Origin of the sequence: Aidingimonas lacisalsi (assembly GCF_008079445.1) — a bacterium.
Lineage (GTDB): Bacteria > Pseudomonadota > Gammaproteobacteria > Pseudomonadales > Halomonadaceae > Aidingimonas > Aidingimonas lacisalsi.
This window is the reverse complement of the sequence record NZ_VRYH01000004.1, coordinates 86925-109812: the sequence shown is the minus strand read 5'-3', so window position 1 is coordinate 109812 and position 22888 is coordinate 86925. Positions and strand designations below refer to the sequence as shown.

23 protein-coding genes and 2 tRNA genes are annotated in these 22888 nt (G+C 57.3%); 5 read left to right on the top strand and 20 right to left on the bottom strand.

Annotation, left to right across the window (positions count from 1 at the left end; translation table 11 throughout):
• Positions 1 to 11: 11 nt before the first annotated feature.
• From moeA to mobA, 3 genes are read right to left on the bottom strand one after another with little or no spacing between them, the layout of a single operon-like run.
• The gene (gene moeA, locus FVV99_RS09530; protein ID WP_148253850.1) at positions 12 to 1280 is read right to left on the bottom strand and encodes a molybdopterin molybdotransferase MoeA; all 1269 of its coding nucleotides are present in this window, start codon (positions 1278 to 1280) and stop codon (positions 12 to 14) included.
• The gene (mobB, locus tag FVV99_RS09525) at positions 1277 to 1873 is read right to left on the bottom strand and encodes a molybdopterin-guanine dinucleotide biosynthesis protein B (protein WP_148253849.1); all 597 of its coding nucleotides are present in this window, start codon (positions 1871 to 1873) and stop codon (positions 1277 to 1279) included. The genes moeA and mobB overlap by 4 nt, the downstream gene beginning before the upstream one ends.
• 19 nt (positions 1874 to 1892) lie before the next feature.
• Positions 1893 to 2489, bottom strand: a complete 597-nt coding sequence (mobA, locus tag FVV99_RS09520; RefSeq protein ID WP_148253848.1) for a molybdenum cofactor guanylyltransferase MobA — start codon at positions 2487 to 2489, stop codon at positions 1893 to 1895.
• 223 nt (positions 2490 to 2712) lie between these two features.
• Here mobA and FVV99_RS09515 point away from each other — a divergent pair, with 223 nt between their 5' ends.
• Positions 2713 to 3294: a cupin domain-containing protein gene (locus tag FVV99_RS09515; RefSeq protein ID WP_148253847.1), complete on the top strand. Its 582-nt coding sequence runs from the start codon at positions 2713 to 2715 to the stop codon at positions 3292 to 3294.
• 9 nt (positions 3295 to 3303) lie between these two features.
• On the opposite strand, the gene FVV99_RS09510 is transcribed toward FVV99_RS09515, so the two are convergent.
• The 14 genes from FVV99_RS09510 to FVV99_RS09445 form a co-directional block, all read right to left on the bottom strand.
• Positions 3304 to 4542: a uracil-xanthine permease family protein gene (locus FVV99_RS09510; RefSeq protein WP_148253846.1), complete on the bottom strand. Its 1239-nt coding sequence runs from the start codon at positions 4540 to 4542 to the stop codon at positions 3304 to 3306.
• Between the two features lie 87 nt (positions 4543 to 4629).
• Positions 4630 to 6243, bottom strand: coding sequence for a glycerol-3-phosphate dehydrogenase/oxidase (locus FVV99_RS09505; RefSeq protein ID WP_148253845.1), 1614 nt, complete (start codon positions 6241 to 6243; stop codon positions 4630 to 4632).
• A 195-nt stretch (positions 6244 to 6438) separates the two neighbouring features.
• On the bottom strand, positions 6439 to 8178 hold the full coding sequence (locus tag FVV99_RS09500) for an ABC transporter substrate-binding protein (RefSeq protein WP_148253844.1): 1740 nt from the start codon (positions 8176 to 8178) through the stop codon (positions 6439 to 6441).
• A gap of 55 nt (positions 8179 to 8233) precedes the next feature.
• Positions 8234 to 8506, bottom strand: a complete 273-nt coding sequence (locus FVV99_RS09495; protein WP_148253843.1) for a DUF2160 domain-containing protein — start codon at positions 8504 to 8506, stop codon at positions 8234 to 8236.
• A 12-nt stretch (positions 8507 to 8518) separates the two neighbouring features.
• On the bottom strand, positions 8519 to 9412 hold the full coding sequence (locus FVV99_RS09490; RefSeq protein ID WP_148253842.1) for a carbohydrate ABC transporter permease: 894 nt from the start codon (positions 9410 to 9412) through the stop codon (positions 8519 to 8521).
• Positions 9413 to 9415: 3 nt separating this feature from the next.
• Positions 9416 to 10300, bottom strand: a complete 885-nt coding sequence (locus tag FVV99_RS09485; protein ID WP_148253841.1) for a carbohydrate ABC transporter permease — start codon at positions 10298 to 10300, stop codon at positions 9416 to 9418.
• Positions 10293 to 11396: an ABC transporter ATP-binding protein gene (locus tag FVV99_RS09480; protein ID WP_148253840.1), complete on the bottom strand. Its 1104-nt coding sequence runs from the start codon at positions 11394 to 11396 to the stop codon at positions 10293 to 10295. Before FVV99_RS09480 ends, FVV99_RS09485 begins: the two co-directional genes overlap by 8 nt.
• A 1-nt stretch (position 11397) precedes the next feature.
• On the bottom strand, positions 11398 to 12486 hold the full coding sequence (locus tag FVV99_RS09475) for an ABC transporter ATP-binding protein (RefSeq protein WP_148253839.1): 1089 nt from the start codon (positions 12484 to 12486) through the stop codon (positions 11398 to 11400).
• Positions 12487 to 12801: 315 nt separating this feature from the next.
• Entirely contained in the window at positions 12802 to 13431 is a 630-nt protein-coding gene (upp, locus tag FVV99_RS09470) for a uracil phosphoribosyltransferase (RefSeq protein ID WP_148253838.1), read from the bottom strand.
• Positions 13432 to 13509: 78 nt separating this feature from the next.
• Positions 13510 to 14196, bottom strand: coding sequence for a uracil-DNA glycosylase (gene ung, locus FVV99_RS09465; protein WP_148253837.1), 687 nt, complete (start codon positions 14194 to 14196; stop codon positions 13510 to 13512).
• Positions 14197 to 14201: 5 nt separating this feature from the next.
• A complete protein-coding gene (gene gpt, locus FVV99_RS09460; RefSeq protein ID WP_148253836.1) occupies positions 14202 to 14687 on the bottom strand; it encodes a xanthine phosphoribosyltransferase in 486 nt (161 codons plus the stop codon).
• Between the two features lie 7 nt (positions 14688 to 14694).
• Positions 14695 to 15240 carry an adenine phosphoribosyltransferase gene (locus FVV99_RS09455; RefSeq protein ID WP_148253835.1) on the bottom strand — a complete coding sequence of 182 codons (546 nt, stop codon included), beginning with the start codon at positions 15238 to 15240 and terminating at the stop codon, positions 14695 to 14697.
• 8 nt (positions 15241 to 15248) lie between these two features.
• The gene (locus FVV99_RS09450) at positions 15249 to 16553 is read right to left on the bottom strand and encodes an NCS2 family permease (protein WP_148253834.1); all 1305 of its coding nucleotides are present in this window, start codon (positions 16551 to 16553) and stop codon (positions 15249 to 15251) included.
• Positions 16554 to 16802: 249 nt separating this feature from the next.
• Positions 16803 to 17429, bottom strand: a complete 627-nt coding sequence (locus FVV99_RS09445; protein WP_148253833.1) for a riboflavin synthase subunit alpha — start codon at positions 17427 to 17429, stop codon at positions 16803 to 16805.
• Between the two features lie 433 nt (positions 17430 to 17862).
• Here FVV99_RS09445 and FVV99_RS09440 point away from each other — a divergent pair, with 433 nt between their 5' ends.
• The 4 genes from FVV99_RS09440 (at position 17863) to FVV99_RS09425 (ending at position 20979) form a co-directional block, all read left to right on the top strand.
• Positions 17863 to 18906 (top strand): methionine ABC transporter ATP-binding protein, encoded by a 1044-nt coding sequence (locus FVV99_RS09440; protein ID WP_148254182.1) that lies wholly within the window; start codon positions 17863 to 17865, stop codon positions 18904 to 18906.
• On the top strand, positions 18887 to 19540 hold the full coding sequence (locus FVV99_RS09435; RefSeq protein ID WP_148253832.1) for a methionine ABC transporter permease: 654 nt from the start codon (positions 18887 to 18889) through the stop codon (positions 19538 to 19540). The genes FVV99_RS09440 and FVV99_RS09435 overlap by 20 nt, the downstream gene beginning before the upstream one ends.
• 151 nt (positions 19541 to 19691) lie before the next feature.
• The gene (locus FVV99_RS09430) at positions 19692 to 20447 is read left to right on the top strand and encodes a MetQ/NlpA family ABC transporter substrate-binding protein (RefSeq protein WP_407921344.1); all 756 of its coding nucleotides are present in this window, start codon (positions 19692 to 19694) and stop codon (positions 20445 to 20447) included.
• Between the two features lie 64 nt (positions 20448 to 20511).
• The gene (locus tag FVV99_RS09425) at positions 20512 to 20979 is read left to right on the top strand and encodes a GAF domain-containing protein (protein ID WP_148253830.1); all 468 of its coding nucleotides are present in this window, start codon (positions 20512 to 20514) and stop codon (positions 20977 to 20979) included.
• Positions 20980 to 21065: 86 nt separating this feature from the next.
• Here FVV99_RS09425 and FVV99_RS09420 read toward each other — a convergent pair.
• From FVV99_RS09420 to glpK, 3 genes are all read right to left on the bottom strand, one after another.
• Positions 21066 to 21142 (bottom strand) — tRNA-Val (locus FVV99_RS09420).
• Positions 21143 to 21174: 32 nt separating this feature from the next.
• Positions 21175 to 21251: transfer RNA gene (locus tag FVV99_RS09415), tRNA-Val, on the bottom strand.
• A gap of 74 nt (positions 21252 to 21325) precedes the next feature.
• Complete coding sequence (gene glpK / locus FVV99_RS09410) at positions 21326 to 22807, bottom strand: glycerol kinase GlpK (protein WP_148253829.1); 1482 nt, start codon at positions 22805 to 22807, stop codon at positions 21326 to 21328.
• Positions 22808 to 22888 lie beyond the last annotated feature (81 nt).

The following is a 22888-nucleotide window of genomic DNA, read 5'->3' as shown; positions in this document are numbered from 1 at the left end:
ATCCGACCCACTCATAATAGTTCGTGAAAGGGTTGCACAAGCACTCGATCACCGGCGGCAATCGACTCCAGCTCTGCGCTGATCTCGATCAGGCAATTGGCTGACACCATCGACGATAGAATGCCTGATCCTTGCTGACCAGTGCTTCTGACCCATAACCGTCCCTCATCGTCACTACGGTAGATACCACGCACATAGTCGACCCGCCCACGCCGGCTGCGTAACGACGATTCTGCGCTGGCCGTGAGCCGTCGAGGTGCCCAGTGGAACTCTCCCTGCAGTCGTCGCAACGCAGGCTGAACGAATTGCAGGAATGTCACCATTACCGCCACCGGATTGCCGGGTAACCCGAAAAACGGAACCCGCTGCTCGCCAAGCAGGCCAAAAGCGAGCGGACGACCGGGACGTAGTGCGATACGCCAGAACCCCAACTCACCAAAGTCATTGAGCGCCGCCTTGATCCAGTCAGCCTGTCCCACCGAGACACCACCGCTGGTGATGACGGCATCGGAGCGTGCCGCCGCTTCCTGTAGTGTGGCACGAATAGCATCGCGACGATCGGGCAGAATCCCGGCATCATCAACGTCACACCCCAAGCGTGTCAGCAGCCCCAGTAACGAGAAGCGGTTGGCATCATAAATCCCCGCTTCAGGCAGTGGCTCTCCCGGCGAGTTGACTTCGTCACCCGTAGAAAAGATCGTTACTTGCGGGCGACGATACACGCTGGCCTCAGCCACACCCAGCGACGCCAGGAACCCAAGATGTTGCGGCTTTATCCGGGTTCCTGCCGTGAAAGCCAGGTCACCACGCCCGATGTCCTCGCCGGCCTGACGAACATGTTGACCACGCTTGACCGTCTCCGGCTGCGATACGCTCATCCAGACGACACCATCGCCATCCCGGCTTTCATCAAGTTGCTCATTCATGATGACAGTATCGGTACCCGCCGGCATCGGCGCACCGGTCGTAATGGCCACGGCCTCCCCGGCAACGACAGGCCGGTCATGTTGGTATCCAGCCAATACATGCCCCGCGAGACGCCACATGGCATGATCGGAAAGCCGCTCAGTCCATGCCAACGCAATGCCATCCATGGCCGCATTCGTCCGTTGGGGCACATCGATGGTCGAGGTCACATCCTCGGCAAGGACACGGTCGAGCAGCGAACTCAACGGCAAGGTTTCCATCGCCAACGGGCCTGGCACGAAATCCTGCAAGGCCGACAGGGCTTCATCTACGCTCAACATTCGTTCGCCTAGATCGAAACAGGACAGACTCATGACCCGGCCCCCCGAGGTTCGTCCGGCTCGTTGTTCCCCGCTCTCGGAGTACGTACCGATGACCAACGACTCGGCCATGCCATGACCCAACTCGCGATGGCGTCGAGATCGTCGAGATCCAACAATTCGACACCGGCAGGTACCGGCACGACCGCATCACAGGCAACGGCTCGGACCCAGGTGTCGGACATCGCCAGCATGTCCTTGCCGAGCGACACGCGATGGAGTTCCAGCTTGGGCACCGGCCATGATTTAAAGCCTTCGATCAACACCAGGTCGGGCCGTAGTGAGCGCACCTGATTGATCAGCGACAGCAAGTCCGGTTCGTCCTGGTCCGGCGTTTCCATCATCAAGGCAAACCGAGTCCGTGACGCGACCAGCATCGGCGCTGCTCCCGCTTGCCGCAAACGATGACTATCCTTACCCGGCTGATCGACATCGAACTGATGATGCGCGTGCTTGATGACGGCAACATGCATCCCCCGTTCACGCAGCACGGGCAATAACCGTTCCAGCAGCGTCGTTTTTCCGGTGCCACTCCAGGCGGCGATGCCCAATAGCGGCAAGTTTTCCTGATCCAGTGTTAACGTCATAATTTCGACCGATCCGATCTCAGGGGGCCTGGGAAGCCCATCTCGCCTCGAGGTATGCTTTGTCATCGTCGGAATTGAGATTGGCAAAGGCCGATGGACAATCGCTGAAGTCCACATGACACCATGAGTGACGATCGTACCAACGATCAATCTTGCGTTCGCCGGCGACCAGGGCCGCTTCAAGATCCTCGGCAAGCGCCACGCGGATGATCGCGACTACGGGATGAGCCCTGTCACCATCGTGAGCCACGGCGATATCATGCTCGCCTTTCCCCGTCCAGAGCCTGTCAACCAGGTCATCGGGAAGGTCGGGGCTATCACATGGCACGATGACAAGCCATTCGTCATCCGTCGCACACAGCCCACTCCAGATCCCCATCAACGGCCCTTGATACCCACCTTCGCGATCTTCAATGACACGATCTCCATACCGTCGGTAAGCCTCGAGATGACGGTTGGCATTGATTAGCAATTCTCTGACCCGTCCCTGCAACGGACGACAAGCGTGTTCAATCAATGAGCGGCCAGCAAAGGGTTCCAGGCCCTTGTCACGCCCTCCCATGCGCCGCCCTTGCCCTCCGGCAAGGATAAGGCCGGATAACGATTCGATCTGCATTGACGAGTCCCCGGCATTACGGAATGGATAGATGACAGATTACCTCAAGGTGAGGGTATGCAGACAGCGGCTTGAATCAGAGCACGACCAAAGTCTCCGACTACGTTCTCGCCCTCGGTGCGTGAAAACAGCGGACCACTGGCGGAGGAATGAGACACGCATATTTCGGTGAGGACCCAACGGACGGTATGATGTCGTCAAGGATCTTGAACAAGGACCCATCATGAGTGGATTCGATGTCGGAGGTCGCCTCAAGACACTTCGCATACGGCATGACCTGTCACAACGTGAACTGGCCAAACGTGCCAACGTCACCAACAGCACCATTTCATTGATCGAGCAGAATAGCGTCAGTCCCTCGGTGAGTTCGCTGAAGAAGATTCTCGATGCCTTGCCGGTTTCCATCAGCGAATTCTTTGCCGGGGAGCCGACGCATGAGACGAAAGTATTTTATCGCGCTGACGAGTTGACCGACATCGGTGACGGTCAGCTGTCGTGGCGCCTGATCGGTGCTCGACGACCGGACCGTAGCATGTCCATCCTCCACGAGCGCTACCCGCCGGGATCCGATACCGGTGAAACCATGCTGGAGCACGAGGGAGAAGAAGGCGGAGTCATTGTCACGGGCGTCATTGAACTCACGGTGGGTGACGAGGTTCAGCAACTCGGCGCTGGCGATGCCTACTACTTCGACTCGCGTATACCGCACCGATTCCGTAACGTCGGCGATCGCGAGTGCGTCATCGTCAGTGCCAATACACCGCCATCGTTCTCCGACGGCGGCAGCGCCAAGCATCACGGTTGACAGTGAGCATCACTCCTTGGCCGGTGGCAACAAGGCATTGAGTATAATACCCACCAGGGCCGCGAGACTGACTCCCTGAAGCGTAAATTGACCATTCCCGACCTGCATACCACCGATGCCGAACACCAGAATCAAGGACACGACGACCAGATTGCGTGGCGCTGTCAGGGGGTTGCCGGCGCGAACCAGTGTATTCATGCCTACCACGGCGATCGAGCCGAAGAGCAGCGTCATGATGCCACCCATCACCGGCCCTGGAATCGATTGCAGAACGGCTCCCAGCTTGGCGACGAAAGCCAGCACGATGGCCAGGCATGCTGTCACCAGCATGATTCGTGGGTTGAATGCACGAGTCAACGTGACGGCCCCTGTCACTTCGGAATACGTCGTATTGGGCGGCCCACCGAACAGGGCGGCCGTCGAAGTCGCCAGACCATCGCCTAGCAGTGTCCGGTGCAATCCCGGGGAATCAAGGTAGTTCCGGCGAGTGACCGAGCCAATAGCCACCATATCGCCGATATGCTCGACGGCAGGCGCTATCGCCACGGGAACCATGAACAGGATCGCCGCCCAATGAAAGCTCGGTGGCGTGAACGACGGCAGCGCCAACCAGGCCGCCTGATGGATCGGCGACAATTCGACCACTCCCATGGCAAGCGCCAGCAGGTAGCCTACAGCAATCCCGCCGAGGATCGGTACCAGGCGCAGCAGTCCTCGAGCGAATACGGCCAGTACCAATGTCACCAGCAAGCTGACCATGGACAGCGTCAGGGCCTGGCCGTAAGCGATATGGTCACTGGTCTCGCCGATTGCCATGTCAACCGCCACTGGCGCCAATGCGAGACCGATGACCATGATCACCGGCCCAACCACGACTGGTGGCAACAGTCGGTGTAGCCAGACGGTTCCTTTCACGCGCACGAACTGGGAGATAGCGACATAGACCAATCCTGCCGCCATGAGGCCGCCAAGCGTCGCGGGTATGCCGAAATTGCTGACCGAGCCCTGAATCGGAGCAATAAAGGCAAACGAAGACGCCAGGAATACCGGTATGCAACGGCCAGTCACCAGGTGAAAGATCAGCGTTCCCACCCCCGCAGTAAACAGTGCGACATTAGGGTCCAGCCCGGTCAACAGAGGAACCAGTACCAACGCCCCGAAGGCGACGAAAAGCATCTGTGCACCGATCAACACAGTGCGTGGTACAGAGTCGGTAGGCGCCTCCTCCGGGGCGGCGGAATCACTCATGGAAGAATCTCCCTTAGCGGCGAATGAACAGCGTCGGGCCGGGCACGAGATGACGTCGCGACTTGCCATCTCCCGGCGCCGCGCAGTTTACCCCACTTCTCCGCTATCGAGATATTCCCGTAACCGTACCTCGGCCTCATCGCCAAAGAGAATGTCACACGCCTCCCGCAAGCCGGGTGAATCGCGGATGGTTTCCTCCGGCACCACCAGCGAGATCTTCGAGCGTCGACGCAAGAAATCCTCCAGCCGGGTTACCATCTCGCGACGCTGAGCCTGGCGCAATTCACAACGCAGATACTCGGTGCCCGCTATCAATACGTCGCCCTGGCGAGGGTCCTGACGGATATCTTCGAGCATCTCCATGGCAGCCGCTCCATAGCGCCGCCACAGGCGCAGACTCAAGGGTTCGGTCGCATGATCGTCGGCCCGTTCATCCAGCCCCATCAGACGTGCCTGATGCATGAAAGTCTCTTTGACCGATGTCGGCGGCTCTCCGTACCAGCAATAACCAGCATACGGTATCTCGATACCCAGTCGTTGCACTTCATCGACGACTTCTTCGCCCACGTTCAGGCAATCGGTCAACTTGCCTCCGAATATGCTCAGATGGCGGCGCTGACGATCGACATCGATGACATGCTTACGCGACAACTGCAGGAAATCACGATCGTCGGTGCTGCTTGCCTTGACCGCCAACGGCCTGACACCACAACGGGTAGCTATGATATCGCTCTCACACAAGGGAGTATCAAGGCACAGCCGTTTGTTGATGTTATCCAGCACGAACTGGATGTCCTCCCGAGTGACTCCGACATCGGGGTCATCCACACGGGTATCGGTCGTCCCGATGCAGGTGCGCGGCCCCATCGGAATGACGAAGAACAAGCGACCGTCATCGGCAAAGAAGGCCAGTACCCGCTGGCTGTCGGTAAGCCGTGGCACGATCAGATGAATGCCCTTGGAGAAAACGTGCTGGTACTCGGTAGGTTGTGCGGATAGCCGGTTGAGGCGATCGACCCAGGGGCCGGTTGCATTGATCACTACGCGAGAATGAATGTCGAAGGTGTCACCGCCGATCCGGTCACGCACTCGAGTCACCCAGCCCTCTGCATTATGCTCGGCCCCCAGCGATTCCACATAGTTGGCGGACACCGCACCGAAATCCAGGGCACTGCGCACGAAATTGAAGACGAAACGGGCGTCATTGTCATGCAGATACGCATCGGAATATTCAAAGCCCCCCACCGCTCGGGACGTATCGATGATCGACTCGCGCCGACTGATCTCCTTGGCCGTCAAATAATGAGGGATGCGCGTGAACGCGTTACCGATCAACCAGTAGAGCCACGTTCCCAGCCACAAATAGCGTGGATGGTAGCGAAACCCTTGCGTGATGGTAGTCAGAAAGCGGATTTCCTGCACCGTGGAAGGGTAACTTTTGATCAGGTGATTGCGACTCCTGCAAAGTTTCCGTACCAGAGCGAAATCATGACTCTCCATGTACTTGATACCGCCCCAGACCAGGTTCGATGAATGCATGCTGGTACTGCTGGCGAAATCACCGCGATCGATCAATGCGACGCTGGCGCCTTTGCCACTCAATGCGGCAGCCGCTGACGCACCATTGATGCCACCACCAACGACCAGGACATCGAAATCACGCTCCGCCAGTTGGCGGATGTTGTTCGGAGGAAGTGGCATAGCAGGGCCTTATTCAGACAAAGCCCCCCCTCGGCGTGCGCCGGGCGGGGCCGTGATCCCGTTCGGGCAACCGGTCACTGTAATGTCGGGCTCTTTACTACTTGAGCCGTCGGCGACACGGAGAACTCGTCGAGATAGCCGCGTTCCGGTTCTCCGCTCACCGCGGACAGGCCTTGCCGGCCTGTCCGTCATCGATCAGCGCGTACCGGCAGCCATCCAGTCTTCCATCATTTCGTCATAAGGCACGGTAGTACCCTGCGGCATCTCGTCATCGAGCTTGGCCTTGGGCGCGCCGTCCTGCTCCAGCCAGTAGCCGGGATCGCGCTCGTCGTTGAGCACCGGCGAGTAAGTCGCGAATACGCCGGCCCTACCCAGTCGCCGCATGATGTTATCGAGATCCCCCGCCAGATTGTCCAGCGCTTCCTGAGGCTCGATCTCACCATTGACCGCTGGTGCCAGGTTCTGCCACCACAATGGCGCCATACGCGGATAGTCGGGAACATTGGTACTCGACGGCGTCCAGTTGGACTCGTTGGGGCTGCGATAGAACTCGACCAAACCGCCCAACTGTGGTGCCATATCACTCATCTGCTCGGAGAAGATGTCCGACTCGCGGATCGGCGTCAGTCCGGCCATCAGTTTTTCGAGCGACACGCTCTTGGAGACGGTGAACTGGGCAAACAACCAGGCCGCCGTGCGCCGATCTTCCGGCGTGGAGTCGAAGAAGGTCCAGGCTCCCACATCCTGATACCCCACCTTCATGCCCTCTTCCCAATAGGGGCCGGTCGGTGACGGCGCCATACGCCACTTCGGGGTACCGTCTTCATTGTTGATCGGCAGTTCAGGATCGGTCATATCAGCCGTGAAGGTCGTGTACCAGAACATTTGCTGAGCGATGTTGCCCTGTGCAGGGACTGGTCCAGCCTCACCGAATGTCATGCCACTGGCTTCAGGTGGCGCATATTGCTCCAGCCAGTCGACCATCTTGGTCACTGCAAATACCGATGCCGGCGAATTGGTGGCACCACCACGGCTCACACTGGCTCCCACCGGCTGGCTCTCTTCATTGACCCGAATGCCCCAGTCGTCGACAGGATTGCCGAAGGGGACGCCGGGGCTGCCCATACCGGCCATGGAAAGCCACGAGTCGTGGAAACGCCAGCCCAGGGACGGGTCGCGACGACCATAGTCCATGTGGCCGTAGACAGTTTCACCATCGATCTCACCAACGTGGTCGGTAAAGAACTCGGCAATGTCCTCGTAGGCTGTCCAGTTGGTCGGTACGCCCAGCTCGTAGCCATAAATGTCCCGGAACTGCTCCTGCAGATCCTCGCGCTGGAACCAGTCGTAGCGAAACCAGTAAAGGTTGGCGAATTGCTGAGTCGGCAACTGGTAGATGCTGCCGTCCGGGCCGGTTCCATACTGGATACCGATGAAATCATCAAGGTCCAGGGTCGGCAGCGTATAATCCGACCACTCGTTTTCCATGGCCTCGGAGAGGTTGATAGTCGTGCCGTAACGAATATGCGTACCGATGGCATCGGTATCGTTGACATAGCCGTCATAGATATTGCGCCCGGACTGCATCTGGGTCTGCAGGTTGTTCACCACATCACCCTCACCGATGATGTTGTGAGTGACCTCGATACCGGTAAGCTCCTCGAACGCCTCGGCCAGCACGTCACGCTCATAAATATGCGTTGTCAGCCCTTCGGCGACAGTGTTGATTTCCATGTCACGGAAAGGTTCGGCAGCCTCCGCGAACCACATCAGTTCCTCGATCTGTTCCTCGCGGGACAGTGTGGAACTCTGGAAATGCTCATCGACCAGCCGCTCGGCAACGGCACGAGCATCCTGTTCCTCGGCGTGCAAAGAGCCGCTTGCCAGCATCACGCAAGCCGTCAATAGAGAGAGTCGCGTTGTTGTCGGTTTCATAATGACCTCTTTTGAGTGGGGTTCATCCGTGAACGATTCGCTCCATGGATCACGATCAGCCCCAGCGCAGCAATACCAGCAACCAGAGTGCCGATGCGCCAAGCGCCAACCAGAGACTGAAGGAGGTGAAGCCAACCACCCCCAAGTGGATATAGGCAGCAGACAGCAGCCCGATGAAGAAACGATCACCACGTGTCGTCGAAATGGGCAGGAATCCCTTGCGCTCCACCGTCGGCGACGCAATTTCCCAGACGGTCATGCCTGCCAGCAGAGCGGCAATCGTGCAGAAAAAAATGGTAGTGGGTAACGTCCAGACCATCCATTGCATGGCATGTCCTCCTCAAGTCCGGCCCAGGGCGAAGCCCTTGGCGATGTGATGACGAACGAAGTAGACAACGACGATGCCGGGCAGAATGGTCAGCACCCCGGCCGCCGCCAACGCCCCCCAATCGATGCCGGACGCTCCCTTGGTTTGCGTCATGACGGAAGCGATCGGCTGTGCCTCGGTGGCCGTGAGAGTACTTGCCAGCAGTAACTCGACCCACGAGAACATGAACAGGAAGAACAGCGTCACACCGATGCCCGAACTGATCATTGGAATGAAGATCTTGATGAAAAAGCGCGGGAAGCTATACCCATCAATGAACGCGGTTTCATCGATTTCCTTGGGCACGCCACTCATGAACCCTTCGAGTATCCAAACCGCCAGAGGAATGTTGAACAGGCAGTGTGCCAGTGCCACGGCAAAGTGCGTGTCGAACAGACCCACCGTGTAGTAAAGCTGGAAATACGGCAGCAAGAACACCGCCGGAGGCGCCATCAGGTTGGTCAAGAGCCAGAAGAACAGATGCTTGTCGCCAATGAACTGGTAGCGACTGAAGGCATAAGCGGCCGGCAGCGCCACGACGATACTGATCAGCATGTTCATCAGCACATAACCGAGCGAATTCACATAGCCCATGTACCAACTGGCTTCGGTGAATATCTTGGTATAATGCTCCACCGTGAAATTTTCCGGCCACAGTGTCAGACCGCCCAATATCTCGGTATTGGATTGAAACGACATGTTGAGCAGCCAGTAGATCGGCAACAGCACGAAGACGATATAGAGCGCCATCAGTCCCCGTCGACGCCACTGTCGAGAGACAGGACGTGCCTGCCGACGGCGCTGTCGATCGGTGGCAGCCGCTCGCCGACGTACCTCCTCGGGAGTCGCGGGCATAGAGTCCGTCATCTCTCAAGCCTCCGGATTGTTATTGTCTTTCTGCATATTCATGATCGCGGTGTAGAACACCCAGCAGACCAGCAGAATGATCAGGAAATAGATCAGCGAAAAGGCGGCCGATGGGCCCAGGTCCTGCTGGCCGATGGCCATGGTGGTCAGCGACTGACTCAGGAACGTCGTCGAATTCCCCGGCCCACCCCCGGTCAGCACGAACGGCTCGGCATAGATCATGAACGAGTGCATGAAGCGCAACAGCACGCCGATCACCAGGACATTGGTGAGTTTGGGCAGTTGGATATAACGGAATATCGACCACGTGGAGGCGCGATCGATGCGCGCCGCCTGATAGTAGGCTTCCGGGATCGAACGCAGGCCGCTATAGCACAGCAGTGCAATCAACGGCGTCCAGTGCCAGACATCCATGATGACGATCGTTGCCCAGGCATCCACGGGGCTGGATGTGATGTTGTATGAATAGCCGAGTTCACGAAGACTCCACCCCATCAGCCCAATGTCGCCGCGAGTAAAAATCTGCCAGATACTGCCGACCACATTCCAGGGAATCAGCAAGGGCAAGGTCACCAGTATCAGTACCGCCGAGGCTTGCCAGCCTCGCTTGGGCATCAGCAAGGCAATACCGATGCCCAACGGCACCTCGATTGCCAGCACGGTCAGTGAAAATGCGAACTGACGTAACAAGGCAACCTGCAATGCCGGATCATTGAGCATTACCTCGAACCATTCCGTGCCCGTGAAAAACCGTGTATTCGCGTCAAACACGTCCTGTACCGAATAATTGACGACCGTCATCAACGGGATGATCGCCGAGAAAGACACCAGCAACAGCATCGGCAGTATCAACCACCAGGCCCGGTTGTCACGTACCTTGTTATTCATGATCCATCTCCACCCGATAGTCATCGACGTACAGACCCACCCAGCGTTCTGGAAAGCCAATGTATGCTTTGTCGTGTGGCGTGACACCGCCCTCTTCCACACGCGCTTTCAGTGGCCATTCACCCAGCCGCAGTGAAAGTATCGAGTAAGTTCCCAGATCCTGAACATCGTCCACGTCCACCTCGACGCTTCCCCCGCCGGGCACCGCACTCACCTCGATGAATTCCGGCCGTATGCCGATCTTGACGTTATCGGAACGGCAGTTGGCGACACGCTCCAGCAACCGGTCGCTGCTTGACGGTAGCGCCGTCCGTCCGCTATAGAGCGTACCGTCACTGACATGCACATCCAGGAAATTCATTCCCGGGCTACCGATGAAGTAGCCGACAAAGGTGTGTCCAGGTTGCTCGAACAGTTCCCGGGGAGTACCGAACTGAACCACCTGACCTTCATACATCACGGCGATCTTGTCGGCGAACGTCGAGGCTTCGAGTTGGTCGTGAGTGACATAGATCATGGTGATGCCGAAACGCTGGTGGATCTCCTTGAGTTTGCGGCGCAACTTCCACTTGAGTTGAGGATCGATGACGGTCAGGGGCTCATCGAACAGAATGGCCGACACATCATCGCGCACCAGTCCGCGCCCCATCGAGACTTTCTGTTTTTCGTCGGCAGTGAGGTTCTTGGCCTTGCGCTTGAGTTGCCCACTCAGCTCCAGGACATCGGCGACTTCACTGACCCGTTCACGGACACGTTCTTCCGAGGTCCCCACGTTACGCAGCGGGAAAGCCAGATTGTCGTAGACCGTCATGGTGTCGTAGACCACCGGAAACTGGAAAACCTGCGCGATGTTGCGTTGTTCCGGCGGCAGTGCATTGACCACCTCGCCATCGAACAACACATCACCGCGCGACGGTTCCAGCAAACCGGAGATGATATTCAGCAACGTCGACTTTCCGCACCCGGAAGGCCCCAGCAATGCATAGGCACCACCTTGATGCCAGACATGATCCATCTCGCGAATGGCATAATCCTGGTCGCCGTCGGGGGTTTGCAGATAAGAATGAGCCAAGGACTTGAGAGTGATTTCCGCCATCTCACACACCTCCCAGGTGAGTGGGTATATGCACCACGCCACCCTGCCGGTCGAAGGCATACATTCTGTGCGTGGGGAAATACAGCGATACCGCTTCATCGACGCTGAACTCGTGCACACCCGCCAGATGCACCGTCACTTCGAACCAATCGTTGTGCGCGTGCAGAAATGTTTCCGACCCACTGATCTCGGCGAGATCGACCGTCATTTCGAGTCGAATGTCGCTTTCCGCTTGCGGTGTCAGTGAAATATGAGACGCCCGGACTCCAAAGCGATAGTCACCCGGGGGCAGGTTGCGGAAGGCGTCATCGAGCGGAAAGTGCAAATGGTGGTCAAAGGTGACTTCGCTACCCGACACGATGCCGTCGATGACATTCATCGGTGGCTCGGAAAACATTTCAGCGCTACGGATATCCCGTGGCCGATGGTAAACATCCTCGGTACGGCCATACTGCAGTAGCCGCCCCTCGTGAAGCACAGCAGTATTCCCGCCCAATGCCAGGGCTTCGGCGGGCTCCGTGGTCGCGTAGACGGCAATACAGTGTCGTTCGCTGAACAGTGCCCGGAGTTCCTCGCGAAACTCTTCCCGAAGTTTGTAATCCAGGTTGACCAGAGGCTCGTCGAACAGGATGACATCGGCATCCTTGACCAACGCACGCCCCATGGCGGTACGCTGCTGCTGCCCTCCGGACAGTTCCAGAGGATAGCGGTCAAGGAGATGTTCGATATGCAACATTTCGGCCGTTTCGCGAACACGGCGATCAATTTCGTGTGATTGAACGTTGGCCAGGCGTAGCGGCGACGCAATGTTCTCGTAGACACTCAATCCCGGGTAATTGATGAACTGCTGATAGACCATGGATATGTTGCGGCGGCGTACCGATACGCCGGTCACATCTCGACCATCCATCAGGATACGCCCGCGGGTCGGTACATCCAGCCCCGCCATGAGACGCATCAACGTCGTTTTCCCGGACAGTGTGCGACCCAGCAACACATTGAACGAGCCCGGAGCCAACTCGAGATCAACTCCCTCGACATGGGTCTCGCGCCCAACCTCGAGGTCAATATTTTCAAGGATCAGAGACATGCGTAACTCGACGTAGTCGTTGTTGTGAACTGACACGCGGCGTGGCGTGAACTCACAGTAGTCGAGATTCGCTTTCAGACACAAATGTGGTTTATCGAAACTGATGATGCAGTTCCGTCAGATGAGCGCCAAACGGAAATAACTTGCTGATTTACAAATAAAAAAATAAAATATTATACTTTAGATGCAAAGATAGGATGGCGTAACGAAGAGAAAGCGCTCGCTCACTTTTTCGCATACGAAATCGTGAGCGAGCGTAGCCTACAGCACGAACATGGTCACAGGGTCAACCCGACTCAGGGCGTGTCGGGCAAATCAACGGGTACCGAATATCTTATCTCCCGCATCCCCCAATCCTGGCACGATGTAACCGTTCTCATCGAGCCGATCATCAATGGCCGCCGTATAGATCTCTATGTCTGGATAGGCGTCCTGTACACGCCGCAAGCCTTCCGGCGCTGCCACCAGTACGATCACCTTCATCAGGGGGCAACCGCGAGCTTTCAGCATATCCAAGGTCGCAACCATCGATCCCCCCGTTGCCAACATCGGATCGATCACGATTGCCAGTCGCTCATGCAGGTCGTTGGTAAACTTTTCGAAATAGGGAACCGGTTCCAGCGTCTCTTCATTGCGGTAAAGTCCCACCACACTGACTCGAGCACTGGGAATCAGGTCGGTTACGCCTTCTAACATGCCTAGTCCCGCGCGCAGGATCGGTACCACGGTGACCTTTTTGCCTTTCAGGTGTTCAGTTTCAATCGGCTCCCCATTCCACCCCTCAATGGTCGTGGGCTCCACCTCGAGATCCTGAGTCGCTTCATAGGTCAGCAGTTTGGCGACTTCCCCAGCCAGTTCACGAAAACTCTTGGTACTGATATCGGCAGCGCGCATCAACCCCAGCTTATGTTTGACCAAGGGGTGTTGAATGGCATGAACGCTCATGGACGGCTCCTGGCTGGATGGGCGGAATGCATCGGCCGGGAATTCTAGCTCGAACTGCGTTGCGAGTTAAGCCACGACTCAAGCAGGTGTATCGGGTAACTGCCAATCGATGGGCCCACGTCCCCGTGCCATCAGAAACTCGTTGGCCTGCGAAAAATGCCGGGTCCCGAAGAATCCACGGTGTGCCGACAATGGTGACGGATGCGGGGCATGCAGCACCAGGTGGCGTTGACGATCGACGAACGAGGCTTTCTTCTGCGCATAACTGCCCCAGAGCAGGAAAACCACACCATCGCACTGTTCATTGACCGTCGCGATGGCCCGGTCGGTGAACGTCTCCCACCCTTGACCGCGGTGCGACCCGGCATTGCCCTGCTCTACCGTCAGCACACTGTTGAGCAGCAGTACTCCCTGTCTTGCCCAAGGCTCGAGAAAACCATGATTGACGGGCGTCGTGCCGACATCCTGGGCGAGTTCCTTGTAAATGTTGACCAGCGACGGAGGCGTAGCCACCCCTGGACGCACCGAAAAACACAACCCATGGGCCTGGTTGGGGCCATGATAGGGATCCTGGCCCAACACCACGACACGGACCTGATCCAGAGGTGTCAGCTCGAAAGCACGAAACCAATTCGTCGAGTGTGGGTATATGACCTTGCGAGCGGCTTTTTCACGCGCCAGAAACTCCCGCAACTGCTGCATATAGGGCGCTTCGAACTCACACTCCAGATAATGATTCCAGCTATCCGGTAATGGTGACGACATCGTCCTCAATCCTTGCGCTTGACCTGATCGACGAGCGGTTCGACATAAGCGACGCCGAGATCCCAGGGAAACTGTATCCAGCAATCCTGGGCGACTTCGGTCAGATATTGATCGACCAGAGGGCGTCCATCCGGTTTGGCATAGACGGTCACGAAATGCGCCTTGGGCAGCATTTCCCGCACTTTGTTGGCCGTCTTGCCGGTATCGACAAGATCGTCGACCAGTAGCCAATGTTCTCCATCATGCTCGATACCCTTGAGAATCTGCAAACCGCCTTGATCCATATGCTCGTAACTCTTGATGCAGACGGTATCGATCAGGCGAATATCGAGTTCGCGTGCGATCAAGGCGGCCGGAATCAAACCGCCGCGGGTAATCGCGACGACACCCTTGAAATCCCGCTCGACGAGATTGTGACACAGTGCGCGGACATCCCGGTGCAGTTGATCCCAGGAGACCGTAAAATGCTGGTGATAACGATCACGGCTCATAGTGCAATCACTCGTCTTCGGTAAAGGAACATACAGCGAACACACCGAAACCGGCATCACGTATTCTCTGTGCGCCACCCAGATCCGGCAGGTCGATGATAGTGGCGGTCTCCACGACCCGACCGCCGCTGCGTGAAATGAGCTTGGCCGCCGCCAGCATGGTTCCTCCGGTGGCAATCAGGTCATCCATGACGAGGATGCGATCGTTCTCGCGAAAGGCGTCGGAATGCAGCTCCACTTCCGACTGCCCATATTCCAGCGTATAGGTCTCGCTGATCGTCCTGAACGGTAACTTACCCTTCTTGCGAACCGGCACGAAACTACAATTCAACTCGTAAGCGAGTGGAGCCCCGATAATGAAGCCGCGGGCATCAATGGCGGCAATCGCATCCAGATTCATCTCTTGATAGCGATGCACGAAACTGTCTATCAGCTTACGAAACGCCGCGCTATTCTGCAGCAGCGGCGTGATGTCACGGAAATTGACCCCCGGCTGAGGCCAATCGGGAACGGTGCGGATGACGGACTTGATATAGTCGTCGTAGATGCTCATTGCCACTCTCAGTCAAGGAAAAGAAATTTAAGTACGAACACGATGGCCAACACAACGACCGCAGGATTCAGATCCTTGAAACGGCCCGCCAGGGCTTTGATAGCGGTGTAGCTGATGAAGCCCAAGGCGATCCCTTCGGCAATCGAGAACGTCAGGGGCATGGCCAGTGCAGCAATCAATACCGGGGCCGCTTCCGTGGCATCCTCCCAATCGGCATGTGCCAGGCTACCGGCCATCAATACGGCCACATAGAGCAGTGCACCCGCCGTCGCATACGCCGGAATCGATCCCGCCAACGGCGCGAAGAACAGACTCACCAAGAACAGCACTGCCACCACGACCGCGGTCAACCCCGTGCGGCCGCCCGAGGCGATTCCCGAAGCGCTTTCAATGTAGCTGGTCGTCGTCGACGTGCCCAGCGCAGCCCCCGCCATCGAAGCCGTGGAATCCGCCATCAAAGCGCGCCCCAACCGGGGCAACTTGCCCTGTTCGTCCAACAGCCCGCCCCGATGGGCCACACCGATCAGGGTACCGGAAGTATCGAACAGGTCGACGAACAGAAAGGCGAAGATCACGCTGAGCATGGCGATATCGAAAGCGCCGGCGACGTCCATGGCCATGAAGGTTGGTGCAATCGACGGTGGCGCGGATACCAGCCCGCCATACTCATTGTGTCCCAACAGCATGGCTAGCAAGGTGACGCCAAGAATGCCGATCATGACGGCACCAGTCACACGCAGATAGGCCAATGCCGTAATGACGAAGAAACCCAGCAATGCATACAGGGCCTCTGGCGAAGAGAGATCGCCCAGTGCCAACAACGTCGCGTCGTTGTCGACGACGATGCCGGCATTCTGTAGTGCAATCATGGCCAGGAAGAGGCCAATGCCGGCAGCGATACCCAACCTCAACGACATCGGGATCGAATTGATGATCCACTCCCGAATCTTGAACACGCTCAGCAGGAAGAACGTCACACCGGACAGGAACACCGCTCCCAGGGCAGCTTCCCAGCTATACCCCATCCCCAACACGACGCCGTAGGTGAAGAAGGCGTTCAAGCCCATGCCGGGGGCAAGTGCAATGGGATAATTGGCCCACAGCCCCATGATCAGACAGCCGATAGCCGCTGCCAGACAAGTGGCGACGAAGACGGCGCCGTAATCGACGCCCGCCTCCGAAAGAATGCTCGGGTTGACGAAGATGATGTAGGCCATCGTCAAGAAGGTCGTGATTCCCGCAATGACCTCGGTACGGATACTCGTACCGTGTTCGTCCAGCTTGAAATGGTCGTTCAACAGACGTTTCATCATTGTTCATCCAGTCCTGCACAGGACAGTAGGATTCGTCTGAAACATCAGCCCATGCTGCCAGTATTCAGCCAAAACCTAGGCGCCCTCGCTCCAAGAAAGCCGCACATGGTACCCAAAGGCCTGCGCTGATGCGAGGCACAAGGTCGCATGGCGACGCCAAACCTCAGAATACAAGCAAGCCCCCGGCCAAGCGCCAGCTTGGATAGCTAACGGAAACTTGACGGAACGGTCAATTTCGATGCCTCGACCTCACCCCTTTTTCCTTGCCATGACCCGCTCGACCGTCTCGACAATGGCCTGTGTCTGGGGATCGATCTCAATGTTCACACGATCATTGGGACGTCGTTCAGACAAGGTCGTTCGCTGCAGGGTTTCCGGAATCAGATTGACACAAAAGCGGATACTCCCGTGTTTCGAAGCCACCACCTCGCCGATCGTCAGGCTAATACCATCAACGCCGATGTACCCCTTGTCGAACAGAAAGCGCCCTTGGCTATCGGGAAGCTCGAACCATAGACGCAAATTGTTGGGTGTCTTGTTGACCTCCACCAAGGTGGCCATGCAAGAGACATGTCCCGACATGGCATGCCCGCCGATTTCATCACCGAAACGAGCCGCCCGCTCGATATTGACGCGGTCGCCGACTTGCAGTGTGCCGAGATTGCTCACACGTAGCGTCTCGCGCATCAAATCGAAGCTGACATCATTGCCATCGATCGCCGTTGCGCTCAGGCAAACGCCGTTGTGGGCCACGGACGCCCCCAGCGCCAGCCCTTCCAGCAGGTAGTCATCCATCCTGACTATATGGGTGCGAAAGGCCTCGTCCTCGATGATCGATACGACTTCGGCCATCCCCTGAATGATCCCCGTGAACATGCTGTCATGCCTCGCAAGCGATTATCCGGCCTCGGCACATCCGAGGCACGCGTCGATGAAGCCACTAGTCTAGGGAAGCAGGCCCGGTAGCGTCCATCGGCAATCGTCGAGCCGATGGTAATCGCTTTTTCGCCCCTGAGCGGCTTTCACAGCAATATCCTCTGACAAGATCGTCATCGTCTATTGACATGTCCCAATATAATTGACACTTCGCCGAATCGGTTCTTAAAATAGTGCGATTAATCTCGGCGCCGATTTGTCCCCAGATTGCGGGCGCCCCCGGCTACTGGCACGCTTCACACTGCCCAGTGCGGGAAATACTGCTAAAAGGGTGTGTCCAGCGTTGATGGCCACCCCACCAGGGTGGCCTTTTTTTTGTGCTGCCGCCCCGTCGTCCACACAGATCAAAGGCAGGTCAATGCCCAACAGGATCATGATCGCCCTCGACAATATCTCCAAGGTTTACGGTAGTGGCTCCAATGCCGTCACTGCTCTCAAGGATGTCAGCCTGAACATCCCCCAGGGCAGCATCCACGGTGTCATTGGCTTATCCGGTGCGGGCAAATCGACCCTCATCCGTTGCGTCAACCTGTTGGAACGCCCGACCACAGGGCATGTCAGCGTCGATGACCAGGACCTGACGACATTGAACCGTGCTGCGCTCAACCGCGCACGCCACGGCATAGGCATGATCTTCCAGCATTTCAATCTGCTAACGTCGCGGACGGTCTTTGCCAATGTCGCCTTGCCGCTGGAACTCATGAAGGTCGACCGGGAAACCATTCGTGAACGCGTGCACCCATTACTGGAACTGACCGGTCTGTCCGACAAGGCGGAGAGCTATCCAGCGGAACTGTCGGGAGGTCAGAAACAGCGGGTGGCCATTGCCCGGGCACTGGCCAGCCGTCCCAAGGTTCTGTTATGCGATGAAGCGACGTCAGCGCTCGACCCTCAGACCACGAGTTCGATCCTGGCGTTGCTTGAAGATATCAATCGTCGACTCGGGCTGACCATTCTCCTGATCACCCACGAAATGGAAGTCGTGAAAAGTATTTGTCACCGGGTAAGCCTGATATCCGACGGCGAGCTGGTCGAGGAAGCCGAGGTCGGCGATTTCTTCACGTCGCCGCGTACTCGGTTGGCCCGACGCTTCATCAATGACTTCCTCGAGCTGAATCTGCCCCAGTCCCTACGCGACAGGTTGCTATCCGACCCGGCGCCCGATGCACACCCCGTACTGCGTCTAGCCTATGCCGGTGACTCGATATCCACACCGCTGATCTCACGACTCGCTCGCGACTGCGACATCGACATCAGCATCCTGGAAGCCAAGGTGGAATCGATTCGCCACCGCACGCTGGGGTTGATGATCGCTGAATTGGTCGGCCCGGCGGAAAAAACCCGTGAAGCCCTGGCGTACCTCGACAATCATGATCTGCAAGTGGAGGTGATTGGCCATGTCAAACGCAATGATTGAACTGATCCTCGCCGCGACACTCGACACACTCTACATGGTCGGTGTCTCTGGATTCATAGCCGCCCTGGCAGGTATCCCGCTCGGGGTATTGCTGTATGTGACCCGGCCACGACAGTTTCTGGCATTGCCCGTCCTCAACCATCTATTGGGCGTCGTGACCAATATCGGGCGCTCGGTGCCTTTCATCATTTTGATGGTGGCGATCATCCCTTTCACACGCATGCTCGTCGGCAGTTCCATCGGGCTCAACGCTGCTGTCGTACCGTTGACGATCGCGGCCATTCCTTTCGTTGCACGCCTCGTGGAGGGATCGCTCAACGAAATTTCTCCCGGCTTGATCGAAGCGGCTCAATCGATGGGTGCCAGCCCGTGGCAAATCATCATGAAGGTGCTGCTACCGGAAGCTCGCGGGGGCATCATTACCGGGCTGACCATCACCGTCGTGACGCTGGTCAGCTATTCGGCAATGGCTGGGGCCGTCGGCGGCGGAGGTCTAGGAGACCTTGGCATCCGCTATGGCTATAACCGTTTCGAACCGACCATCATGCTCATCACCGTCGTCATCCTGGTCGTCATGGTCCAAGGCTTCCAGAGCCTGGGGGATTACCTGGTGCGACGGAGCGATCACAAGTGAATCCATTATATCGATAACCAAAAAGAATTTTGCTTTTATCTTTTATACCTTTAAATTTATTTCGACAGTAAAAACGGAACACACAGCCAAGGAGATCTCAATGACGACAACTGCCAGCAAACTTTTCGGGACGGCGCTGCTGAGCCTCGGCATGATCAGTGCTCCGGCATTGGCCGACCATGCTGACAACCACATCAAGGTGGGCACCGTGGCTGGGCCTGAAACCAACATCATGCAATTGGCCGCCGACATTGCCGACGAGGAATACGGGCTGGAGGTGGAAATCGTCGAATTCACCGATTACGTGACGCCCAATGCCGCACTGGCCGATGGCAGCCTGGATGCCAACGCCTATCAGCATGAACCTTACATGCAAGGCATGATCGATGATCGTGGCTATGATTTCGCGGTTGCAGGCTACACGTTCGTTTACCCGATCGGGGCCTATTCAGAAACGTATGACAGTATCGATGAGCTTCCCGAAGGCGCCACGGTGGCTCTGCCCAATGATCCATCCAACGAAGGGCGCGCCCTGATCCTGATGCACAAGGAAGGTCTGATCGAGCTCGACGATCCCGACAATCTCGAGGCCACCCCCATCGACATCGTCGACAATCCACACGATTTCGAGTTTCGCGAAATCGAAGCAGCACAGCTTCCACGCGTTCTGCCGGACGTCGACATGGCGTTCATCAATAACACCTTTGCTCAGCCTGCCGGTTTGCAGCTCGACGATGCGCTAATCAGCGAGGGCCCCGACTCTCCCTATGTCAACCTGATCGTCGTACGCAACGGTGACGAGGACCGTGAAGCCATTCAACAATTGGTCGAGGCGTATCAAACGGAAGCCGTCGCCGAAAAAGCAAAAGAGCTGTTCAAAGGTGGTGCCGTTCCCGGCTGGGAATGAGACTGCCAGCATAAACGCTGACGAGCCGGCCTCCGGGCCGGCTCATTGCGTTCAAGGAGATGTCATGCCTCTTGACTACGACCTTCTCGCTCGACAACTCGACGCGTTACTCGATACACGTGATGCCCTGACCAACATGGCACAGACCTGCGCACTCATCATGCAGGAGGTTCCTGACCTGAATTGGGCGGGTTTCTATGTGCAGCGAGAGCCGCAGCGCTTGTCGCTGGGTCCGTTCCAGGGCAAACCAGCCTGCAACCCCATCCCCTTCGACACGGGAGTGTGCGGTGCAGCCGCTCGGCATCGCCGCACGCAACGCATCGACGATGTTCATGCCATCGCGGATCACATCGCATGCGATCCGGAATCGCAAGCTGAACTCGTCGTGCCGGTCGTCATCGACGACACGCTTTGGGGCGTTCTCGATCTTGATAGTCCAATACGGGGCCGCTTCCGTGTGCACGACCAGGCAGGCCTGGAACACGTGCTCGATGTATTCATTCGGCGTAGTGACCTCACCGTTACTCTGTAGCGGTGACTTCGCCGTGAATCCATGTCCTGAATCAATAGGCAATAAAAAAGCACCCCGCAGCGAAGGCCACGAGGTGCTTCCATGTCTGGTAGGACCAAGCGGATTTGAACCGCTGACCTCCACGATGTCAACGTGGCGCTCTAACCAACTGAGCTATGGTCCTTTATTACGGTTGCCAAACCGAGAATGGAAACTTGGTAGGACCAAGCGGATTTGAACCGCTGACCTCCACGATGTCAACGTGGCGCTCTAACCAACTGAGCTATGGTCCTATTCCATCTCATTGTTCACTATGACAACGGGTGCGTATTTTACGGATTCACCCCATGAATGCAAGACCTGCTCGTCAGCATTTGACGCGTTCAACCGCATCCAACCAGCCTCGATACAACGTCTCGCGTTCCGACTCCGGCATCCGTGGTGTGAAGGTACGCTCGCAACGCCATAGACCGGCGATCTCATCAAGGTTGCGATACCAGCCGATATGCAACCCCGCCAGATAGGCGGCGCCTAACGCAGTCGTTTCCAATACCGTCGGCCGATCGACAGGTACACCCAGCATATCGGCCAGAAACTGCATGACCCAGTTGTTGCTGACCATGCCGCCGTCGACGCGTAGGGTCCCGGTGTTGACTGAAATATCATCGTTCATGCATACCTGCAAGTCACGCGTCTGGTAACAAACGGCCTGCAGGCCCGCCGCCACGATCTCGGCAATACCGGTATCCCGCGTCAAACCGAAAATGGCGCCGCGAGCCTGAGGGTCCCAATGGGGTGCCCCCAGTCCGGTGAAGGCAGGTACGAGATAGACGCTGTGGCCGCTACGCGTCTGTTGCGCCAGCGTTTCAGTATCCGCCGCCTCGGCAAATAACTTGAGGCCATCACGCATCCACTGCACGGTGGCTCCGGCAACGAAAATGCTGCCCTCCATCGCATAGGTCGTCTCCCCATTGAGGCGATAACCTACGGTGGTAAGCAGCCGGTTGCGGGACGTTTCGGCACGCTGCCCCGTATTGAGGATCATGAAGCACCCTGTCCCGTAGGTGCTCTTGCCCATACCAGGCTCGAAACACGCCTGCCCGACGAGCGCCGCCTGCTGATCGCCCGCAACACCGGCAATGGGGATGTCGCTTCCCAACCACTGAGTGTCGACGCGACCGAAATCGTCACTGGAATCCTTGACCTCGGGCAACAGACTGGCGGGGATATCGAACAGCCTCAGTAACTCGCCATCCCACTGCTGGGTATGAATATTGAACATGGCCGTGCGTGACGCATTGGTCGCATCGGTCGCATGGACACGCCCTCCCGTCAGCCGCCAGATGAGAAAAGTGTCCACGGTACCGAAGGCGAGTTCGCCACGTTCGGCGCGCTCCCGCGCCCCGTTGACATGATCGAGCATCCAGGCCAGCTTGGTCGCCGAAAAATACGGATCGATCAACAAACCGGTACGCGACTGCACCCAGTCGCCATGCCCGGCATCCCTCAGTGCTTTGCAAGCATCCGCGGTACGGCGATCCTGCCAGACGATGGCAGGATGCAGTACCTCCCCGGTATCGCGGTCCCAGATCAATGATGTCTCGCGTTGATTGGTGATACCGATTCCGCCCAGTTCGTCGGCGCTGACACCTTGAGCCTTCAATACCTCTCGACACGTGGCAACGACCGAGGACCAGATGTCTTCAGCATCGTGCTCTACCCAACCATCCTGAGGGAAGTATTGGGTGAACTCTCGTTGAGCCGCACCGACGACATTGGCGTCACGATCAAACAGGATCGCTCGAGTGCTGGTGGTACCCTGATCGATGGCAAGCAGATACGAAGCCATGGTCTAATCCTCGGTGGTTATCGGGGCGTGCATGTATGCGACTTTCGCTTTTACACGTTTTATTTTCGTTTTTGCTATCAT